The 21,827-nt window shown below is 32.0% G+C and carries 18 protein-coding genes and 3 tRNA genes; 17 read left to right on the top strand and 4 right to left on the bottom strand.

Annotated elements, in window-relative coordinates; all coding sequences use genetic code 11:
- Nucleotides 1–37: 37 nt before the first annotated feature.
- The 6 genes from QZ824_RS05945 to QZ824_RS05920 all read left to right on the top strand — a co-directional run bounded on the left by QZ824_RS05945 (nt 38) and on the right by QZ824_RS05920 (nt 7,393).
- Nucleotides 38–727: a DUF6252 family protein gene (locus QZ824_RS05945; RefSeq protein WP_291275102.1), complete on the top strand. Its 690-nt coding sequence runs from the start codon at nt 38–40 to the stop codon at nt 725–727.
- Nucleotides 728–863: 136 nt separating this feature from the next.
- Nucleotides 864–5,399 (top strand): DNA polymerase III subunit alpha, encoded by a 4,536-nt coding sequence (gene dnaE, locus QZ824_RS05940; protein ID WP_291275101.1) that lies wholly within the window; start codon nt 864–866, stop codon nt 5,397–5,399.
- 103 nt (nt 5,400–5,502) lie between these two features.
- Nucleotides 5,503–5,820, top strand: coding sequence for a thioredoxin (trxA, locus tag QZ824_RS05935; protein WP_291275100.1), 318 nt, complete (start codon nt 5,503–5,505; stop codon nt 5,818–5,820).
- A 73-nt stretch (nt 5,821–5,893) separates the two neighbouring features.
- The gene (locus QZ824_RS05930) at nt 5,894–6,829 is read left to right on the top strand and encodes a DUF58 domain-containing protein (RefSeq protein WP_291275099.1); all 936 of its coding nucleotides are present in this window, start codon (nt 5,894–5,896) and stop codon (nt 6,827–6,829) included.
- 85 nt (nt 6,830–6,914) lie between these two features.
- A tRNA-Asp gene (locus tag QZ824_RS05925) sits at nt 6,915–6,988 on the top strand.
- 331 nt (nt 6,989–7,319) lie between these two features.
- Nucleotides 7,320–7,393: transfer RNA gene (locus QZ824_RS05920), tRNA-Asp, on the top strand.
- A gap of 54 nt (nt 7,394–7,447) precedes the next feature.
- Here QZ824_RS05920 and QZ824_RS05915 read toward each other — a convergent pair.
- Nucleotides 7,448–7,948 carry a DUF456 domain-containing protein gene (locus tag QZ824_RS05915; RefSeq protein WP_291275098.1) on the bottom strand — a complete coding sequence of 167 codons (501 nt, stop codon included), beginning with the start codon at nt 7,946–7,948 and terminating at the stop codon, nt 7,448–7,450.
- Nucleotides 7,949–7,984: 36 nt separating this feature from the next.
- On the opposite strand from QZ824_RS05915, the gene QZ824_RS05910 reads away from it, so the two are divergent.
- The gene (locus QZ824_RS05910) at nt 7,985–8,455 is read left to right on the top strand and encodes a hypothetical protein (protein WP_291275097.1); all 471 of its coding nucleotides are present in this window, start codon (nt 7,985–7,987) and stop codon (nt 8,453–8,455) included.
- Between the two features lies 1 nt (nt 8,456).
- Here QZ824_RS05910 and QZ824_RS05905 read toward each other — a convergent pair whose 3' ends face one another.
- Nucleotides 8,457–9,383, bottom strand: a complete 927-nt coding sequence (locus QZ824_RS05905) for a hypothetical protein (RefSeq protein WP_291275096.1) — start codon at nt 9,381–9,383, stop codon at nt 8,457–8,459.
- A gap of 98 nt (nt 9,384–9,481) precedes the next feature.
- Here QZ824_RS05905 and ruvC point away from each other — a divergent pair, with 98 nt between their 5' ends.
- The 5 genes from ruvC to QZ824_RS05880 are packed head-to-tail and all read left to right on the top strand — an operon-like array spanning nt 9,482 to nt 13,108.
- On the top strand, nt 9,482–10,036 hold the full coding sequence (gene ruvC, locus QZ824_RS05900; protein WP_291275095.1) for a crossover junction endodeoxyribonuclease RuvC: 555 nt from the start codon (nt 9,482–9,484) through the stop codon (nt 10,034–10,036).
- 58 nt (nt 10,037–10,094) lie between these two features.
- The gene (gene hemW, locus QZ824_RS05895) at nt 10,095–11,228 is read left to right on the top strand and encodes a radical SAM family heme chaperone HemW (RefSeq protein WP_291275094.1); all 1,134 of its coding nucleotides are present in this window, start codon (nt 10,095–10,097) and stop codon (nt 11,226–11,228) included.
- Nucleotides 11,229–11,241: 13 nt separating this feature from the next.
- Nucleotides 11,242–12,006, top strand: coding sequence for a cyclase family protein (locus tag QZ824_RS05890; RefSeq protein WP_291275093.1), 765 nt, complete (start codon nt 11,242–11,244; stop codon nt 12,004–12,006).
- Nucleotide 12,007: 1 nt separating this feature from the next.
- A complete protein-coding gene (locus QZ824_RS05885) occupies nt 12,008–12,373 on the top strand; it encodes an MmcQ/YjbR family DNA-binding protein (protein WP_291275092.1) in 366 nt (121 codons plus the stop codon).
- Between the two features lie 45 nt (nt 12,374–12,418).
- The gene (locus tag QZ824_RS05880; protein WP_291275091.1) at nt 12,419–13,108 is read left to right on the top strand and encodes a PH domain-containing protein; all 690 of its coding nucleotides are present in this window, start codon (nt 12,419–12,421) and stop codon (nt 13,106–13,108) included.
- An 86-nt stretch (nt 13,109–13,194) separates the two neighbouring features.
- Here QZ824_RS05880 and QZ824_RS05875 read toward each other — a convergent pair.
- Nucleotides 13,195–13,267, bottom strand: a tRNA-Phe gene (locus QZ824_RS05875).
- A gap of 122 nt (nt 13,268–13,389) precedes the next feature.
- On the opposite strand from QZ824_RS05875, the gene QZ824_RS05870 reads away from it, so the two are divergent.
- From QZ824_RS05870 to pth, 5 genes are all read left to right on the top strand, one after another.
- The gene (locus tag QZ824_RS05870) at nt 13,390–14,124 is read left to right on the top strand and encodes a type III pantothenate kinase (RefSeq protein WP_291275090.1); all 735 of its coding nucleotides are present in this window, start codon (nt 13,390–13,392) and stop codon (nt 14,122–14,124) included.
- Nucleotides 14,117–15,367 (top strand): hypothetical protein, encoded by a 1,251-nt coding sequence (locus tag QZ824_RS05865; protein ID WP_291275089.1) that lies wholly within the window; start codon nt 14,117–14,119, stop codon nt 15,365–15,367. Before QZ824_RS05870 ends, QZ824_RS05865 begins: the two co-directional genes overlap by 8 nt.
- A gap of 8 nt (nt 15,368–15,375) precedes the next feature.
- Nucleotides 15,376–15,915 carry an LPS export ABC transporter periplasmic protein LptC gene (gene lptC, locus QZ824_RS05860; protein WP_291275088.1) on the top strand — a complete coding sequence of 180 codons (540 nt, stop codon included), beginning with the start codon at nt 15,376–15,378 and terminating at the stop codon, nt 15,913–15,915.
- Nucleotides 15,916–16,196: 281 nt separating this feature from the next.
- A complete protein-coding gene (locus QZ824_RS05855) occupies nt 16,197–18,308 on the top strand; it encodes a peptidylprolyl isomerase (RefSeq protein WP_291275087.1) in 2,112 nt (703 codons plus the stop codon).
- Nucleotides 18,309–18,393: 85 nt separating this feature from the next.
- On the top strand, nt 18,394–18,960 hold the full coding sequence (gene pth, locus QZ824_RS05850; protein WP_291275086.1) for an aminoacyl-tRNA hydrolase: 567 nt from the start codon (nt 18,394–18,396) through the stop codon (nt 18,958–18,960).
- A gap of 50 nt (nt 18,961–19,010) precedes the next feature.
- Here the strand turns inward: pth and QZ824_RS05845 are convergent, their stop codons facing one another.
- The gene (locus QZ824_RS05845) at nt 19,011–21,797 is read right to left on the bottom strand and encodes a reprolysin-like metallopeptidase (RefSeq protein ID WP_291275085.1); all 2,787 of its coding nucleotides are present in this window, start codon (nt 21,795–21,797) and stop codon (nt 19,011–19,013) included.
- Between the last annotated feature and the right edge of the window lie 30 nt (nt 21,798–21,827).

Here is a 21,827-nt window from a genome sequence, read left to right as displayed (position 1 = left end):
TATTTATATTTGTGAATCTTAAAAAAATAAAAATAAAATGAAGAAATTCTTTTCTATACTATCATTTGCTTTAATTTTTGTTTCTTGTGAAAACGATATTAAAACTAACACTCCAGCTTTTCAAGGTGAAAAAGATAATGTGTTGTGGAAAGCAAATGAAGCTAGAGTTACTGTAAATAATGATGGAACGATAACATTAAATGGTTATACTGATTTTGAAGTGGTTTCAGTAAGAGTGCCTAATGCAGTTGGTAAGTATGATTTAGGTACTACAGATGGAGGTGTTTTTGCATCGTACTCTTATACTAATTCAGGCTCTGTTTATTATTATGAAACCATTGGTCAAATTGGTCCAACGAATAAAGTAAGTTTAGTTGATGGAGGTTCAGGTTATGCTTCGTTAAATGGTGCTATTGTTCAAACAACAGGCGGTACAGGTAATGGATTGCAGTTGAAACTTACAGTTTTGCCAAATGGAAAAGTAACGGGAGCTAAAATTACTTCTAAAGGAATTGATTATTCGCCTGGCGATATTATTACAGCGGTTGGTGGTAATAATGATGCAACTTTTGAAATCGTTAATACAGCTAGTAGTAATGGTGAAGTAGAAATTCAAAAAATTGAAAATGGAACTTTTACAGGAACAGTGAAATTTAATGCTACCGATGATAATGGTAATGTATTAAACTTTAACAAAGGTGTTTTCTATAAAGTGCCTGTTTATTAATTCAAAAATAACCTATAAAATATTGAAAACCATCTTTTTAAAAGATGGTTTTTTGTTTTTGTTGATAACTTAAATTGACTATCATACATTATAATTGTAATTTTGAAACATACCAATTATTTAAGTTAATTGATTTATGTTTTTGATTTTTGATACTGAAACCACTGGTTTACCAAAGAGTTGGACTGCGCCAATCTCTGATACAGATAATTGGCCTCGTTGTGTGCAAATTGCATGGCAATTGCATGATGAAATGGGAAATCTGATCGAGCATCAAGATTATTTGGTTAAGCCAACGGATTTTAATATCCCTTATGACGCTGAGCGAGTTCACGGAATTTCCACTCAACTAGCTACTCATGAAGGCATTTCTTTATTTGAAGTTCTTGAAAAATTTAATATTGCCCTATCTAAATCAAAATATATTGTTGGTCAAAATGTAGGTTTTGATGTCAATATCATGGGATGTGAATTTCATCGAATGGGTATAACATCTGACTTAAGCAAAAAACCTGTTTTAGATACATGTACTGAAACAACCGCTGAATTGTTAAAATTGCCAGGAGGTAGAGGAGGAAGATATAAGTTACCTACTTTAACAGAATTACATGAGTATCTTTTTGGAGAAAAATTTGCCGAAGCTCATAATGCTACTGCTGATGTTGAAGCTACTACAAGATGTTTTTTAGAATTGGTTAAACGTGAAAATTTTTCTAATGAAGAATTTCCTGTAAATGATGAATATTATGTAAATTTTAGAAAAAATAATCCAGAGGTTAAGCCTATTGGTTTAAAACATGTAAATCTAAAAGCAGCATCAGATGAATTAAGAAAAAAATTACAGGATCAATTACCTGATGGTGTTGGATTAAGTCAGGAGGAAGCTGTAGATTTATCAAATGTTCCGTTTGCGCATTTACATAATCATTCTCAATTTTCTGTTTTACAGTCAACAATCTCTATTCCCGCACTTATTAATAATGCTATAAAGCATAAAATGCCTGCAGTAGCTCTTACTGATATAGGTAACATGATGGGGGCCTTCCAGTTTGTTAGTGGTATCATTACCCATAATAAAAGCGCTGAAGCTAAAAATAAAGCAGCAATTGAGGCTGGAGAAGAACCAACAGAAATAATTGTTAAGCCAATAGTAGGTTGTGAGTTTAATATATGTGAAAATCGATTAGATAAGTCTAAAAAAGATAATGGTTACCAAGTTGTCTTCTTGGCCAAAAATAAAAAAGGATATCATAACTTAGCGAAGTTAGCTTCTTATGCTTATACTGAGGGAATGTATTACGTTCCAAGAATTGATAAAGAACTAGTGATTAAGTTTAAAGAAGATATTATTGTTTTAACAGGGAGTTTGTATGGAGAGGTGCCAAATAAAATTCTTAATGTAGGTGAAAATCAAGCTGAAGAGGCGTTGTTGTGGTGGAAAGAACAATTTGGAGAGGATTTATATATCGAAATTATGCGTCATAATCAACATGACGAGGATGCCGTTAATCAGACACTTATTAAATTTTCAAAAAAGCACAATGTAAAATTGGTTGCTACTAATAATACTTTTTATATTGCTAAAGAAGATGCTAATGCACATGATATTTTACTTTGTGTAAAAGATGGAGAAAAACAGGCAACACCTATAGGTAGAGGTAGAGGATACCGATTCGGGTTGCCTAACCAAGAATACTACTTTAAGTCTGCAGATGAAATGAAGTCATTATTTGCAGACATTCCAAGTGCTATTTTATCTATTCAAGAAATAATAGACAAGGTAGAGGAGTATTCACTCTCTAGAGACGTTTTATTGCCAAAGTTTGATATACCAAAAGAGTTCCATGTAGAAGAAGATAAGTTAGATAAAGGAGTAAGAGGTGAAAATAATTATTTACGTTTTCTAACTTATGAAGGTGCCAAACGTAGATATCCAGAAATTGCTGATGAAACAATGAATCCTGAAAAAACGGCTGAAATTAAAGAACGTTTGGATTTTGAATTACTTACAATTAGTAATTCAGGTTATCCAGGCTATTTTTTAATTGTGCAAGATTTTATTGCTGAAGCCAGAAAAATGGGAGTTTCTGTAGGTCCAGGTCGTGGTTCGGCCGCAGGCTCAGCGGTTGCATATTGTTTAGGGATTACGAATATTGATCCTATTGCATATGACTTACTTTTTGAGCGTTTCCTAAATCCAGACCGTGTTTCTATGCCCGATATTGATATTGATTTTGATGATGAAGGAAGGGGGCGTGTAATGGACTATGTGATTCGAAAATATGGATCAAATCAGGTGGCACAAATTATTACTTATGGTAAAATGGCAACCAAATCTGCGATTAGAGATACTGCACGTGTGCTTGATTTACCATTGTTTGAAGCCGATAGAATTGCTAAGTTAATACCTGCAATGATGCCTAGTAAATGGAATTTAGCTCGATTTATCTCTGAAAACGAGGAGGATGTGAAAAAAGCGTTGAAATCATCTGAAGAGTTTGATCGTGTTAAAGAACTAATCGAAATTGCCAGAAGTGAAGATCTGTCTGGAGAAACAATTCAACAAGCTAAAGTACTAGAAGGCTCTTTAAGAAATACTGGAATACATGCTTGTGGAGTAATTATTACACCTGATGATATTACTAATTTCGTTCCTGTTACAACGGCAAAAGATTCGGATTTATATGTTACCCAATTCGATAATGCAGTGGCTGAAAATGCAGGTTTGTTGAAAATGGACTTCTTAGGGCTTAAAACCTTGACTCTAATTAAAGATACCGTTAAATTAGTTAAATACAGACACGGAATTGAACTAGACCCAGACACTTTTCCTATAGACGATAAAAAAACATATGAACTATTCCAAAGAGGTGAAACCGTAGGAATATTTCAATACGAATCTCCAGGGATGCAAAAATATATGAAGGAATTAAAGCCTACTGTTTTTGCTGATTTAATTGCAATGAATGCTTTGTACAGACCGGGACCACTAGAATATATTCCGAGTTTTATTCGACGTAAAAATGGAGAAGAACCAATCGTGTATGATTTAGATGCTTGTGAGGAATATTTGGCAGAAACATATGGAATTACGGTTTATCAAGAACAGGTAATGTTATTATCCCAAAAATTAGCTGGTTTCTCTAAAGGTGATGCCGATGTGCTTCGTAAGGCTATGGGGAAAAAGCAAAAGGATGTTCTAGATAAAATGAAGTCTAAATTTATTGATCAGGCTAAAGCTAATGGACATGATGAGCAAAAATTAGATAAAATTTGGACCGATTGGGAGGCATTTGCAAGTTATGCTTTCAATAAATCACACTCTACTTGTTATGCATGGGTGGCTTATCAAACGGCTTTTCTGAAAGCACATTATCCAGCTGAATATATGGCTGCTGTACTTTCAAATAATATGAACGATATTAAACAAGTTACGTTCTTCATGGAAGAAGCCAAACGAATGGGGCTAGAAGTTTTGGGGCCAGATGTGAATGAGTCTTATTATAAATTTACAGTAAATGATAATGGAGCTGTTCGATTTGGAATGGGAGCCATCAAAGGTGTTGGGGAAGGAGCAGTTAATACCATTGTAGAAAAAAGAAAAGACGGAAACTATAAATCCATTTTTGATTTAGCAAAACGTATTGATTTGAGAGCAGCTAATAAAAAGGCTTTTGAAAATTTAGCTTTAGCAGGTGGTTTTGATTGCTTTGTTGGTACACATAGAGCGCAATATTTTCATACAGAAGGTGATGGTATTACGTTTCTAGAAAAAGCAATTCGTTATGGTTCAAAGTATCAAGAAAATGAAAATTCCTCACAGGTAAGTTTATTTGGTGAATCGGCAGAAGTCCAAATTCCAGAACCAACAGTGCCTCCTTGTGAAGATTGGAATACCATGGAGAAATTGGCTCGTGAAAAAGAGGTGGTTGGAATTTATATTTCGGGTCATCCTTTGGATGATTTTAAATTTGAAATGAAATATTTCTGCAATACACGATTAGAAGCTTTTAAATCATTAGAGCAATTGGTAGGAAAGAATCTTTCATTTGGTGGAATTGTTAACAATGTTCAGCATCGAGTGGCAAAAAATGGTAAAGGTTGGGCAACTTTTCAAGTAGATGGCTATGATGAATCTTATGAATTCCGAATTTTTGACGAAGAGTATTTAAAATTCAGACATTTCTTAGTACAAAATAATTTTGCTTATTTTAGAGTTATGATTAAGGAAGGCTGGGTTAATAAAGAAACAGGAAAAAAATCTGACCCTAAAATTGTTTTCACACATGTTCAATATTTACAAGATGTTTTGGTCGATTTTGCAAAAAAGTTAACCATTCAAATGCCAGTTGAAGATTTGAAAGAACAATTAATACATCGGTTAAATGAACTATTTCAAGGACATCAAGGTAACTTAAATGTAACTTTTGAAGTCCTAGAGTTGGAAAAAGTAACTCGTCAAATTGAACGAAAAATGGAGATAGAAGAGGAGTTTATCTCTGAAGAAGAAGAAAGTTCAGAGACCTTAGTCATGGAAAGTCAAATAGAGGAGGTCGAAGAGCTAATCATTAAAAATAAACTTGAAATGCCATCAAGAAAATTAAAAATTGGAATTTCTAAAGAATTGTTGGAAGAACTCGAAAAAATGCAATTAAAGTTTAAATTAAATTAATCAATTTTTATAATCGTGAAATAATTAAAAGAAATCATAAAATATTTCCAGAAACTAATAAATTTTATAATTTCGCATCATACTAATACAAAAAGAAAATAAAATGGCTTTAGCAATAACTGATGCTACTTTTGAAGAAGTAGTATTAAAATCAGATAAACCTGTTGTGGTTGATTTTTGGGCTGCTTGGTGTGGTCCTTGTAGAATGGTTGGTCCTGTAATTGATGAAATCTCTACAGAATACGAAGGAAAAGCAGTAGTAGGTAAGGTTGATGTTGATGCAAACCAAGAATTTGCTGCAAAATATGGCGTTAGAAATATTCCTACCGTGTTGGTTTTTCAAAATGGAGAAGTTGTAGGAAGACAGGTAGGTGTAGCGCCTAAAAAGACTTATACAGATGCTATAGACGCGTTATTGTAATTTTTAAAATAAATAATGAAAAGCTCAACTTAGGTTGGGCTTTTTTTTCGCACTTTTTGTTTATATTTGAGATATGAATTTAGATCAGCAAATAGAAAAAATAGCAAGCTTTAAGCATTTAGAGTTATTAGCTAACCAAATTGTAGAAGGATTTATTTCTGGAATGCATAAATCACCTTTTCATGGTTTTTCTGCAGAGTTTGCAGAACATAAAATCTATAATCCAGGAGAATCAACTAAACATTTGGATTGGAAGTTATTTGCTAAAACCGATCGTTTATATACCAAGCGTTATGAAGAGGAAACCAATTTAAGATGTCATTTAATCATTGATAATTCTTCTTCTATGCATTACCCAAAATTAAAAAATAACCAATCGTTTTTTGAAAATAAAATTGGTTTTTCGGTGTTGGCTTCAGCGGTTTTAATGAATTTGTTAAAGAAACAGCGAGATGCGGTTGGGTTAAGTGTTTTTTCTGATGCTTATGAATATTATGCTCCTGAAAAAGGAAGCGAACGTCATCATCGTATGATTTTAAATCAAATGGAGCAAATACTAGAGCATCACAAGAGTCCAAAAAAAACAGATACTGTTAGATTCTTACATCAAATTGCTGAGAATATTCATAGACGTTCTATGGTAATTTTATTTACAGACATGTTTCAATCTTCAGATGAAGCAGAAAACGAAAAGTTGTTTAAAGCATTGCAACATTTGAAACATAATAAACATAAAGTAGTTTTGTTTCATATATATGATGCAAAAACAGAGTTTCATTTTGATTTTGATAATACACCAAAGAAGTTCATTGATGTAGAAACGGGAGAAGAAATTAATTTATATGCCGAAAATTTAAAAAAGTATTACGAAAAACAGGTTCAGTCTTATTTTCAAACTATTGCAGCTACCTGTTCTTCTTATCGAATTAAGTATGTACCTGTTTCGATTGATGAGAAATTTGAAAAAATAATGACTACTTATCTTGTTGAAAAACAGAAATTTGGATAATTTTATAAAAAATAATTTAATTTTTTTCAGAAAAATATTTGCAGATTAAAAAAACGGTCTTATATTTGCACTCGCAATAAAGCAAGGTTTGGTAGTTCAGTTGGTTAGAATACATGCCTGTCACGCATGGGGTCGCGGGTTCGAGTCCCGTCCAGACCGCAAAATAAGGGAAGCATTTCGAGAAATCGAAATGCTTTTTTGCCCCTTAATTAAATAGTAATTAATTTATATTTATATATAAATCAAAATAGTTGTGTTGTTTATCCCGAGAAATCGGGAAAGGTTTAGTAGTTAGACCAATGAAAAGCTCTCCAGACTTGGTAGGGCTTTTTTATTTTTTAGACAGTTTCTAAATGTTTTATGTTCTATTGCAAAAAATAAATTTGCTACTCACTTGATAATCAATTTAAATAAGATTTATTTCTAAAATTATCGCTGAAACCCTTGTAAAGTCTGAAAAGAATAGTATATTTGCAACGCAATAAAGCAAGGTTTGGTAGTTCAGTTGGTTAGAATACATGCCTGTCACGCATGGGGTCGCGGGTTCGAGTCCCGTCCAGACCGCAAAAGCTCTTCAGAAATGAGGAGCTTTTTTTATTTTACCTTATTGCGTTGGTGTTAAAACCAAATTTCCCAATTTTGAATTACTAACCAAATGTAAATTATCAATAAAAGTATTCCATAAAACAGTTTCATAAATGTGCCAGCTAAGAATCCAGCAAATGCTCCTATTGCCGCCTTAAACGCCCTTTCCTGGTCTCTAGTGTTGTAAATTAATTCCCCTATGAACGCTCCTAAAAAAGCAGCAATTATAAATCCAAATGGAATGGGAATAAAAAGACCAAGAACTAAACCAATATTTGTGCCCCAAACACCATATTTTGTTCCTCCAAACTTTTTCGTGCCCTTAGAGGGTATAATATAGTCTATTATACTTACAAGTAAAGTAAAAAACAGTGTTATGCCAAGTAGATAATGGTTAAAAGTTATAGTAGGTACAAAATACAAACAAAATAAACCTAGCCAAGAAATAGGTAATCCAGGAAGTACAGGAAGTATACTTCCAATAATTCCTACTATTATTAAACAAAAACCTAAAATCAATAAAACGTATTCCATAATTTATGTATTTTTGAACTTTAAAATAAAACCTAAATGAATAAAATTTTAGTTTTACTGGTCTTTTTCTCTTTTCAGTCGTGCCAATTTTTTGATAAAAAAGTGCCCGATGAAAAAGAATTATTGCAGCAAGAACTAAAAAAAATCAACTGGAAAGAAGTGGATCAATGGCCCTCTTTTGTAGAATGTGATTCTATTTCGGATAAAGAAAATCAAAGAAATTGTTTCTATCAAATGATGACCTCTCAATTACAAGAAAAATTACGAGATGATAGTATTGCTAAATTATTTCCTCAGTTAGATTCTATACAAGTAAAAGTAACTATTTTCTCTGATTCTAAAGTGAAATTTGAGCCAATTATATCCGATTCAATAACTTTAGACCGAATGCAATTGGATAGTATTTTTCAGCTTAGTTTGGCTGATTTTCCAAAAGTGAATCCAGCCATTAAGCGAGGTATTCCAGTTAAAACAGAATTTCAATTACCTATTGTACTGAATAAATAGGTTAAATTTTTTGCTTTTTCTTAAATGTGAAAACAAAATAACTTCCAATGATTACAGGAAGAACTACATTGAAAAACCACATAAATGTTGTAATAAATAAAATAACAATTTCATCTACATCAATTTTGTCAAAAAACCATAAAGCGACACCACCTTTTACAGCAAAATCTAAGAATTGGAATGAAGGCAACGATGAAGCAATGAAATAAACGGCAATTATGGTTGTTATCACAGTTAAATAAGGTAGCTCAACTCCAAATAATATCAAGAGAAAATAATATTGATGAGAAATTGTGAGGTATCGGCCTATAGCTAAGTAAATATTTTTCTGGTGAATTTTTTTTGGAATATCTTTAATTTTAGTTGTTAAAGCGGCGAATGAGTATCCTTTAATTTTAATATTTTTGGTTAGTGTAAAAAATAAAATTAGTAAAATGACAAGTCCAACTAGTAGGCTAACCCAATAGAAGTAACCTAAATATAGTAAGCCTATTAGACCAAAAAAAACAGTTAATAAGAGCTGTATTCCATTGCAAATTAGATTTAAAAAAATAATTTTTTTGGTTTCTGTCTTTGAAAAATAAAGTGCTTTTCCTGCGTACTCGCCTATACCATTTGGAGTAAACAAACCTGCTGTTAAAGCAGCCAATACTTGCTTGGAAGCCGTCTTTAATGAGATGGGTTCAATTATGCTAACTAAATTTTGCCATTTTAAAATTTCTAAAAAACGATTTAAAAAACTCAAAAAAAGCATAAACATGATCCAACCTAATGTAAATTTATGCTGTAAAATGTGTTGAAATTGAGACCAACTCATCTGTTCATTATGGATAAGCTTGTCGTAAATGACATAAAAGGCTAAACAAACAATTAGGACTTTAATGAAAAATGTTAGATATTGTTTAGCTTTGTGAGAAATCGAAATCATTTTGCAAAGAAACGAAAATCTTTCAATATTAGCGTGTATTCTGTTGAGGGGTATTCATTTAGATTTATAGTGAATTGTAAGCAAAAATAATAATAAAATTGGCAAACGAAAGAATTATATTAGGTATTGATCCTGGAACAACAATTATGGGTTTTGGATTAATTAAAGTTGTTAATAAAAAAATGGAATTTATGCAATTGAATGAGTTGTTGTTAAGTAAATACGACGATCATTATTTGAAATTGCAGAAAATATTTGAGCGTACTATTGAATTAATAGATACGTATCATCCTGATGAAATAGCGATTGAAGCACCTTTTTTTGGGAAAAATGTTCAATCCATGCTCAAATTAGGTCGTGCGCAAGGTGTGGCTATGGCTGCTGGTTTATCGCGCCAAATTCCGATTACAGAATATGAGCCTAAAAAAATAAAAATGGCCATTACAGGAAATGGAAATGCGAGTAAAGAACAAGTGGCTAAAATGCTTCAACAATTAGTAGGTTTAAAGGAATTACCTAAGAATTTAGACTCTACTGATGGTTTAGCCGCTGCAGTTTGTCATTTTTTCAATACTGGCCGACCAGAATTAGGTAAAAAATATACCGGTTGGGATGCCTTTGTGAAGCAAAACGAAAATAGAGTTAAAAAATAATATTAGTCAACGTTTGTCTCAGCCTGTTGTGCTTCAAGGCAACTTAGTTATCTCAAATATGTCAGGTATTTATATTCATATTCCGTTTTGCAAACAAGCATGTCATTATTGTGATTTTCATTTTTCTACTTCTTTACGTAAGAAAGAAGAAATGATTCGAGCAATTGCTAATGAATTGATATTCAGGAAAAATGAATTTCAAAAAGAAACAGTAGAAACAATTTATTTTGGAGGTGGAACTCCAAGTGTTTTAGAGATAGATGAAATTGTTTTTTTAATTAAAATTATAAATGAAAATTACAATATTGTTGATTTACCTGAAATTACATTAGAAGCAAATCCAGATGATTTAAAGGATGAAGTAATTTCACAATTAGCTAATACACCAATTAATCGATTGTCCATAGGAATTCAGTCTTTTTTTGAGGAGGATTTGGTAATGATGAATCGGGCGCATAATGCTATGGAAGCAAAAAGATGTTTGCAAACGGCTACTCAATATTTTGACAATATCAGTTTAGATTTAATTTACGGTATACCAAATATGTCGAATGAAAAATGGCTTGAAAATGTAAAAACGGCACTTTCGTATGGTGTACCTCATATTTCAAGTTACGCTTTAACTGTTGAACCGAAAACAGCGTTGAAAAAATTAATCGAAAAGCAGCTGGTTTCAGCTCCAAATGATGAAGTTGCACAAGAACATTTTTTGTTGTTAATAGAAGAATTAGAAAAAGAAGGATTTATACATTATGAATTGTCAAATTTTGGTAAACCAAGTTATTTTTCTAAAAACAATACAGCTTATTGGTTAGGGAAAAAATATATGGGAGTAGGGCCTTCTGCGCATAGTTATAATGGAAAAGAACGAAGTTGGAATGTGGCTAATAATGCATTGTACTTAAAGGCCATTCATGATAAAAAGCGACCAAGTGAACAGGAACCTTTAACTCTAACCGATAGGTATAATGAATATATTATGACAGGTTTGCGAACTATTTGGGGTGTTTCTCTTGAACGGGTAGAAAAGGAATTTGGGGAACGCTATTTGTTATATTTATTGAATCAAGCTAAAAAATATATTAATTCCGAACACTTACAGGAACAAAACGGGATTTTAACAGCAACAAAAAAAGGAAAATTTTTAAGTGATGGCATAGCTAGTGATTTGTTTTTGTTAAATTTGGAATAATTACAATTTTGAAATGATACTAATTTTTGAAAATACTACTGTTGATTTATCTAAACCTATAGATATTTCACTTCCTATAACTTCTGATGAAAAGAATCCGATTGCTTGGTATCAAAGTCAACCTGAAATTACACCTGTTAAAATGGGAGATTGGATTGGAAAAGTGTCAGAAGGTAAATCTTCGACAAATTTTAATAATATCTTTTTTAATCCGCACGCACATGGTACACACACGGAGTGCTTGGGACATATTACCAAAGATTTTTATAGTATAAATCAAACGTTGAAAACTTTTTTTTTCACGGCCCAATTGATTTCTGTTCAACCATTGGCTAGTGGGAAAGATTGGATAATTACTAAAGAATGTGTGCAAAATGAGATAGATGATAAATCGCCTAAAGCTTTAATAATTAGAACATTACCTAATTTAGAAACAAAAAGACATTTAAATTATTCTAATACTAATCCGCCTTATTTAAGTGAAGAAGCGGCACATTTTATTAGAGAAATGGGCGTGGAGCATTTGTTGATTGATTTGCCAAGTGTTGATCGCGAACAAGATGAGGGAAAATTATTGGCTCACAAAGCCTTTTGGAATGTTAAAGATGTCAATAATATAAATTCAGATGCGCGTTTTGAATGTACAATTACTGAACTTGTTTATGTGCCTAATAAAGTTGAGGATGGTCTCTATTTATTGAATTTACAAATTGTTTCATTTGAAAATGATGCTTCACCCAGTAAGCCGGTATTGTATAATTTTGAAAAAATAAATTAGAATGAATATCCAGCAATTATATGAATTTTGCTTGGCAAAAAAAGGGGTAACTGAACATTTTCCCTTTGATGAAGATACTTTAGTTTTTAAGGTTGCAGGAAAAATGTTTTGTCTAACCTCTTTGTCTTCTTGGGAAGAAGGACGACCTAGTTTGAACTTGAAATGTGACCCTCAAAAAGCAATTGAGTGGCGCGAAGAATTTGAAGGAGTGTTAGAAGGTTATCACATGAATAAAAAGCATTGGAATACAATCTTAGTAAATCAAGATGTGCCAGACCAAAAAGTAATATACTTTATTAATCATTCCTACGAACTAGTAATTGCACATTTACCAAAAAAAATTAGAGAGGAATTCAAAAATGATTAATTTAGGCATCACATTTGATACAGATAAACCATCAACTGAAATAATATGATAGATAATTTAAAAAAAATATTGAACGAAGATCAAGATCCTAAGGCGATTGAGAAAATTACGGCTAAATTAGATAATTTGTTGATGTCTAATGAAGAAATTGGATATATTGCTGTTCAAAAAAAACCAGCAATCACAGTATTTCCTGATAGTATAGTTGTTACTAATAAACGAATTATATTGTGTAAACCTAAAAATCTTGGATTATCTATGGAATTCATGGATTATGATTGGGAGGATGTGGCTGGTTCTTTTGTTAAAGAAGGAATTCTAGGTGCTGATTTTACTTTTACAACAAAATCTGATTTAACTCATACGGTTGATTATTTGCCAAAAAATCAGGCTAGAAAGTTGTATACTTACGCGAAAGAGCAGTTAGATCGTTTGAAGAATGTAGGTAATTCTTTTGAAATTATGACTACGGCAGAAGATGTATCGTTATTAGAAGTTGAGGATGTTCCTACTGAAGAAGTAACGAGTTTTACTGAAATTATGCCAATAGAACCAACAATTGTTGTGCCTGATACAGAAATTGAAGCAGAGCTTCCACATGAAAAAGGACTAAAAGATTTGTCTAAAGAAGAACTATTTGAGAAATTGCAAAATTATAAAAAGCTATTAGATAATGGGCTAATACTTCAAGGTGAATACGATCGATTGAAAAATGAAATAATTCCTTACTTATAAAAAAATAAGCCGACATTGAGTCGGCTTTTCTATTTCGCATCATTAAAGTATAAAAATAAAAAATCCCGAACTATGTCGGGATTTTGTGGTACCTCCAGGAATCGAACCAGGGACACATGGATTTTCAGTCCATTGCTCTACCAACTGAGCTAAGGTACCTTGTAATCATTGAGCTAAACTGCTTGCTGATTGCGGGTGCAAATATAGAACCATTTTTATTATTTCCAAAACAAAAAATAAAAAAAATCAATTTTGTACCTTTGCTAAACTAAAATTACAATATGATTATTACGATAGATAAAGGCAATTCTTTTGTTAAACTTGCTGTTTTTGAAGAAGTTGAATTGGTTGAAAAAGTAATTTTTACTCAAGATGAGGTAGAAAAAAAAATTTTAAAAATTTTTGAAAAATATCCAAAACTTACCCATGCTGTCTATTCATCCGTTGGAAAAATGACAACTGAACTTGAAAAAATAATTGAAAATAACGTTCAGTTGATTAAAATAGATACTTCTTTTGCTTTCCCATTTGTCAACCTATACGAAACGCCGCATACATTAGGTGTGGATAGAATGGTGTTGGCTTCTGGAGCTTCTTTGATGTTTCCACAAAAAAAATGTTTAATTGTTGATGTGGGTACATGTGTGACTTATGATTTTATTTCTGAGAATAATGAATATTGGGGAGGAGCTATCTCGCCTGGGATTCGTCTTCGCTATGAGGCCTTGCATAATTTTACGGCAAAACTTCCGTTATTAACAAAAAAACAGCCAGACGATTTTATTGGTAAGAATACAAATGAAGCTATTCATGTTGGCGTAATTCACGGTTTGATTTTAGAAATTGACGGTTTTATTTCTAAATATTCTGTTAATAATCAGGATTTAACAGTAATTTTAACAGGTGGTGATGCTAATTTTTTGGCTAATCAATTAAAAAGCACCATATTTGCCGATGAAAATTTTTTATTAAAAAGTTTGCAACAGTTACATTCATATAGTTCACAAAATGATTAAAAAAATTGTATTAGTAGTAGTTACACTAATTAGTGGTCAAATATACTCTCAAGAAAATACCGCTTCACCTTATTCTTTCTTTGGCATTGGTGATGCTAAATTTAAAGGAACAAATGATATTATTGCAATAGGTGGATTGAGTGTGTATTCAGATAGTACTCATATTAATGTTCTCAATCCGGCTTCTTATGCTAACCAGATGTTGACTAGTATACAGGTGGGAGGAACTTCAAATTTTTACAGACTTAATTCAGGTGAAGAATCTCAAAAGGCTCAAAAAACAACTTTTGATTATTTAGTTTTTGGGATACCTTACAGCAAAAAGTTAGGTTTTTCTTTTGGTCTGTTACCTCAGAGTTCTGTTGGGTATAGATTAATTAATGATCAATTGAGCTCAGGTGGTTATGCTTATAGGTATACGGGGTCAGGTGGTGTAAATAAAGTATATTTAGGTGCAGGATATCAATTGAATTCTAAATTGAGTTTTGGTATGGATGTTCAATATCTATTTGGATCTATTGATGCAAAAACTGTTTTGTTTTTGGATAATGTACAATACAGTACTAGAGAAATTAATAATTCCAATGTTACTGGGGTTGGTCTTAATTTTGGTTTAAATTATAAATCAAAGCTTAATGATAAAATTAATTATTTAGCTAGTTTAACTTTTGCACCTGAAATGAAATTAACATCTAAAAATTTACGACAAATTTCTACTATTTATTTTAATGGAAGTGGAGATGAGTTAGCTGCAATTAATAGAAATATTGATTTACCAAATACTAAAATGATTTTGCCTACAAAGATAAGTTTAGGTGGTGGAATTGGTAATAGAAAATGGTTTTTAGGTGCTGATTATACCTTTAAAGGAACGAGTGGACAAGTAAATAGATTTGAAAACTACACTAATGTTTCTTATAAAAACGCATCAAAAGTAGCTATTGGAGGTTTTTTTATACCAAAGTATGATTCTTATAAAAGTTATTTTGAGCGTATTACATATAAAGCTGGTTTTAGATATGAAAACACAGGTTTAGTTATTAATAACACATCCATCAGAGATAAAGCAGTAAGTGCTGGTTTTTGTTTTCCTATTACAGGTTCTTTTTCAAGTTTATCTATTGGTGCTGAATGGGGTGTAAGAGGAACCAATACAAATGGTTTGGTTAAAGAGAATTATTTTTCTGTGAATATTGGATTATTATTTAATGATAAATGGTTTAAAAAGAATTTATACAATTAGAATAATAAATGAAAACTAGTTTTTGGGTCATCTTTTTGCTTTGCTTTATTTTTACTTCCTGTGAAAGTAATTTGAAAGATGTACAAAACATTTATAAAACTACTTTTGTTCCTTCTGGAGAAGCGGATTCGATTAATTTAAAATATACCGATTCTGGTAGAGTGAAAACAAAATTGCAAAGTTTAAAAATGTTAGATTATTCTACTGCTAAAAATCCTTTTGTTGAGTTTCCTAAAGGTGTCTTGGTTACTTTATATGATCAAAACAATAGAACTACAACAATTCATTCAGATAAAGCATATTCTTATAAAAGAACACAAATAATTGATTTACAAGGCAATGTAAGAATTGTTAGTCATGATGGGAAGGTTTTGCAAACGAACCAGCTATATTTTGACCAAAAGAATGAATGGTTTTTTACTGAAGATTTTTTTAAGTTTATTGATAATAATGGAAGTTATGTAGAAGGAAAGGGAATCGATTTTAGCAAAGATTTCAAAATTTTCAACATGCAAAATAACAGAGGTGAAATTAATAATATTGATTAAATATCAGAAAATAAATGAAGTGGCTTAAATATTCTCAATATTTGTATTTATTAGCAGGCGTTGTCTTCTTAATTAGTGCAGCTTATAAGTTTTTTTCAAAAGAGGCATATATCATACAACTTTTTATTTCTGTTGTACTAGTTATAATGTTCTTAATTAGAAGAAATTTTATTAAAAGAATCGAAAATCGACAAAAAAAGCAATAAAAAAATACATTACTATTTTATTATTAAATAGATAATTGTATTTTCGCCCTCTGAATAAAAATAATCAAAATAAAAATGGCAATTTTATCAAAAATTAGACAACGTTCTATTTTGCTAATCCTAATTATTGCGTTAGCATTATTTTCATTTGTACTTGCAGATGTGATTAAAAGTGGTGGATTTAGTGGAAATTCTAACAAAGTTGGTTCAATAAACGGAACTGATATTGACTACCAAGAATTCATGCAAAAAGTTAGTAATGCTGAAAAACAACAACAAGGTATGACTACTACTCAAGCAATCAATAATGTTTGGGAGCAAGAAGTTAGAAAAGTACTTTTAAATGAACAATACGACAAAATTGGTCTTACTTTAGGGAAAGATCAAATTATGGGTGTAATTAAAAATCACCCACAATACTCTCAGGCACCTCAATTTTTGAATGCTGCAGGTAAGTTTGATGAAAAGAAGTTTGAAGAATATGTAAAAACATTACAAAACTCTCAAGATCAAGCGGCTTGGCAACAATGGTTAGCTTTTGAAACTGATATTCAAGATTATGCTAAAGAACAAATCTACAGCACATTAATCAAATCAAGTGTGTACACTACAAAAGTTGAAGGTAAAGTAAAATACGAGAGAGAAACTAATAAAGTTGATTTTGACTTTGTATCTGTTGCTTATTCTACGGTTAGTGACGACCAAGTAAAAGTTTCTGATGAGGAAATTATTGCTTATATGAAAAAGAATCCAAAGAAATACAAGTATGACAACACTAGAACGCTAGAATTTGTAGTGATTGACAATAAACCTTCTAAAGAAGATGAGCAAGCTATTAAAACAAAAATTGATGGTTTATTGAAAGGTGGGGTTGTTTATAACACTAAAACAGGTAAAAATGATACTTTATCTGGTTTTGGAGGTGCTAAAAATATTGCTGAGTTTGTTAATGCTAATTCAGATTTGAAATTTGATTCAACTTATGTAGCTAAAAAAGACTTATCACCTGAATTTGGAGAACAATTATTCAATTTAGCTCCAGGTCAAGTTTACGGGCCTTACATCGAAGGAGGGTATTATAAATTAACAAGATTAGTAGGTAGAAAGGGAAATGCTAATGCAAAAGTTAGTCATATTTTAGTTGCTTATAAAGGAGCTTCATCTGCTGCTCCAACAGTTAAATTAACAAAAGAGGAAGCTAAGGCTAAAGCAAATAATTTATTGGCACAAGTACAAGCTAATCCTGGAAACTTTGCTATGTTAGCAATGATTAACTCCGATGATCAGGGTTCAAAGCAAAATGGAGGTGTTTATGATAATGTAGCGCCTGGACAAATGGTTAAACCTTTTAATGATTTCTTATTTAACAACCCAGTTGGTAAAATGGCTGTTGTTGAAACAGACTTTGGTTTTCATGTAATGAGAGTAGAGGCTAAATATGATGCAGTAGCATTAGGTACTGTAGCTTTAAAAATTCAACCATCTGAGAAAACTGAGAATGCTAATTATGATAAGGCTAATAAGTTTGAAGCAGAAGCTACTACTAGCGGAATTGAGAAAGCAGCTAAAACTTCAGGTCTAAAAGTTGCTCCTCCAGCTAGTGTTAGAGCATATGATGAAAACATTAATGGTTTAGGTGTACAAAGACAAATTGTTTCTTGGGCATTTAATGATGATACTAAAGAAGGTAATGTTAAAAGATTTGATATTCCTAATGTAGGTTTTGCAGTGGTTAGTTTGAAAGCTAAAAACGATAACGGATTGTTACCATTAGATATTGCAAAACAATCAGTTGAGCCATTAATCAAGAACGAGAAGAAAGCTGAAATTATTAGAAAGAAAATGAATGGAACTTCTTTAGACGCAATTGCTAAATCTACTGGGGCGACAATTACACCTGCAATTGCTTTAAGTTTAGGTAATCCAGTGTTACCAAATATCGGTTTTGAGCCTAAAGTTGTAGGAACGGCAATTGGTTTAGCTCCAAATAAAACATCTAAATTAATTGATGGTAATATGGGTGTTTATATGGTTAGAACTAAATTGTTTTCTAAAGCTCCAGCTGTTAAAGATTTCAATGCACAAATAGATCAGTTGTCTCAACAATCAAAAGGAGGGGCACCATATAGAGTAATTCAAGCTTTAAGAGATAGAGCGAAAATTGATGATAATAGAGGAAGATTTTAAGCAAAATCTTTAAATATATAGTATAAAAAGGCTGAAATTATATTCAGCCTTTTTTATTTTTGTTTTTTTAATTAAATTGGCGAATATGAAAAAATTTTTAATTGTTGGTTTAGGTAATATCGGAACAGAGTATGTGAATACTCGTCACAATATTGGCTTTAAGATACTTGATTATTTTGCGAATAAAGAGTCTATTGCTTTCCAGACATTGAAATTAGGTGATCTGGCAGAATATAAAATAAAAGGGAGAACTCTTTTTTTACTAAAACCTAATACCTATATGAACCTAAGTGGTAAAGCTGTTAAATATTGGATGGACAAAGAGAATATTAGTAAGGAAAATGTTCTGATTATAACGGATGATTTGAATCTTCCATTTGGAAGTATTCGATTAAAAGGGAAAGGTTCTGATGGTGGGCATAATGGGCTTAAAAATATTCAATTATTGTTAAATACTGTTGAATATCCTAGGTTCAGGTTTGGTATAAGTGATGCATTTAAAAAAGGTCAGCAGATTGATTATGTTCTTGGAGAGTGGGATGATCAAGAGAAGGAGAAGCTGAAAGAACGCTTAGAAGTTGCCTCAGATATTATTAAATCTTTTGCTTTAGCTGGTTTGAATAATACAATGAATCAGTTTAATGGTAAATAAATAAAAAGTCCCGATTAAATCGGGACTTTTAGTTTATTTTCAATCAAGATTTATTCAATTACAATTTTCTTAGTAATTTTTCTAGCACCATCTTGAATAGTTACTAAATAAATTCCAGATTGAACATTGTTTAATGAAATGTTCTGATTGAATAGACCATTGTTTTCGAATGATTTATTAAATACTTTTCTTCCTCTAATGTCATGAATATTAATGTCCGTTCTATCTGATTCAGATTGGAAATTAATTGTAAAAGTTCCATTGTTAGGATTAGGATATATAGTTAAGTCATCAATTGAATTAAATGAATCTGAAACTAATACAGGAAGTAATTCACTCCTACAAAGTTGAATTGTAATAGAATTTAAAGTAGCTGAGAAATTATTTCCATCTTCAACAGAATCTTTGAAATAAAACTTCCAAGCCCCAGCACTATTGTTCGTATTGTAGTTATTAATGTTTGTTACAGAAAACGGTAAGAATGCCCCAGTAGTATTAGTATTAGCACAGTTTACTGCAGATCCAGCTGTGTCAAACCATTTGTTTAAATTAGCACTAGTACAAGTAGTTTGGTTATACCACAATGCTGTATTTAATGCGGTTTGCCATGGAGCCATAATTAATAAGTTAAATTGGCCAATTTCTGGATGCGTTACACTTGCGTAAAAATTAGCATCAGTAATAGTGTATGAATCAGTAATAGTTAGCGAAATACCTGGGTATGTATTATCGGCACTTTCAGATATAGCAGAATTCAACGTGAAAGGGTAATCAGTACAAACATTTTGAGCTTGGTAAGTATAATTTCCTACGGCAAAGGCTCTTGAAACATTAAAGAATATATTAGCACTCGCTTTTACCATAAATCTACAATAAGCACCACTTACTCCAGCAGGTAATGTTACTGCTTGTGATCCGTCATTAGGAGTTCCAGTAAGTAATGTTGTCCAAGTTAGCCCATTGTCAGCAGAGAATGAAATATCAACATTAGTAGCTCCTGCTATGGTGTTATGTCCTGATGTTCCAGTTGCACCTGTCCAAACTACTGTTTGAGTGGAACCAACAGGGTAAGTTGTGCTTGCGGCAACTGTAACAGTAAGAGGGGTTTTGTTAACTACATTAACAACCATATCATCAAATCCAGTTTGACCTCCTGTTACAACGTTATCTCTAACTGTAAGTCTGAAATTTAATGTTCTTACTACAGAACTTAATGCTTCAACAACAATATCTGCACCTTGTGTTGTAGCGCTTAGGTTTAATACACTTGTCCAATTAGGAAACGTCCTAGAGGGGGTGCTAGTAGGTAGATAGGTTCTGAAGTTTGGTCCGCCAGCTTTTGTTGTTGATGCAGGTGATCCAGTTGTTAGGTAAGTAGTGCCATCAACTTGATCAAATTGTTCCCATTGATAAGTCAACGAACCTCCACCAGTATCGGTAGCTGATCCAGTTAAAGTAAAAGGTGTACTAAATGGAATTGAATAATCACTTCCAGCATTTGCAACTGGTACGCCGTGTGTTATTGAAGTTTCAACATCACATGTTTTAGTTGATATATTTGCTTGAATTTGAGCAATACTTCCTGCGTGGAAAGTTTCTATAGAATGGGCAGCAACATCATAGCTTGTGATACCAGCATATCCCATAATAGTTACACCTGAACCCACTTCATAATTTGTTGGATTGTCTTCTGTTGTATGAGTAAAAGAGTGATTTCCACCTAATTGATGTCCCATTTCGTGTACTACATAATCAATGTCGAAATTATCTCCAGATGGAATACCATCCCCAGGAGAAGTAAATCCACTACCTTTGTTTTTATCTGCGGTACTTGAAGTGTCGTTTGTACAAACACAACCAATACAACCAGCATTACCACCACCACCATCTGCACCAAATAAATGACCTATGTCATAAGCGGCATTATTTGCAGACAATGTAGTAGATGGACCAGTCAAAGAAGTACTAAGTGTGTTTTGTAATTCAGTATTCCAAGCTCCAGTTGAGCCCGTTGCAGAGTCTGAGTACGGGTCTGTTGTTGGATTGTAGAAAATTACATTTTGTGATTGAGATATTAAGTTCAAATGAATAGCAAAATCTCTTTCAAAGACACCATTTACTCTGGTGTAAGTGTTGTTGAAAGCTGCTAAAACTAATCCAACTTGAGCAGAACTTGTAGCTCCAAAATAATTTGAATACTCTGCTGTACAAGATTGAGCCGCTTTGAAAGTTCTATATTTGGCATCATTGAATCTAGCAGCATAGCTTTTACCAAGTTCTTTTAAGTTTGCTTCAACAACTTCATCAGGTGTTGAACATCTAAATGAACGTACTATATTAGTGTCTGTTTTGCTGTAAACAGCATAAATGCTACCATCGGTAGAATACACTTCCATGTAGTCATTAGGTTTGTTAGCACTCATGATCATGGTTTGTATTCCTTGGGGGCTAATACTTAATCTAACTTGAAGTGAAGGATTGTCTATTCCAATTCCTGCGTAAGCTCTTATTTCTGGGAATTGAGCTTGTAAGTCAGGTTCAAAATTAGAAGCTTCAAACATTCTAAATTTTTCAATTTTACCACTAGAAGTAGGTAATTCAATTACAGCACTTTTAGCATCTAGTTTAAATCTGTCTTCAGCTGTAAGTAGGCTTTGTTTAATGGCTTGAAAGTCAAGATTGAATAATAAGTATTTTTTAGGAAAGCTTTCACGAGTTACATTTTTGTGAATTCTTATTCCTTCAATACTTTCAACCTTCGTCCAAACTTTTTTCTGTGCATTCATTTGCATTAATGAAAGAACAGAAATACTTAATACAAGTAAAGTTTTTTTCATTTTTATTGGGATTTTGTTAAAGTATTTACA

The organism is Flavobacterium sp., from assembly GCF_021151785.1.
Taxonomy (GTDB): domain Bacteria; phylum Bacteroidota; class Bacteroidia; order Flavobacteriales; family Flavobacteriaceae; genus Flavobacterium.
Note: the sequence above shows the minus strand (reverse complement) of the source record. Positions and strands in the feature narration are given on the sequence as shown.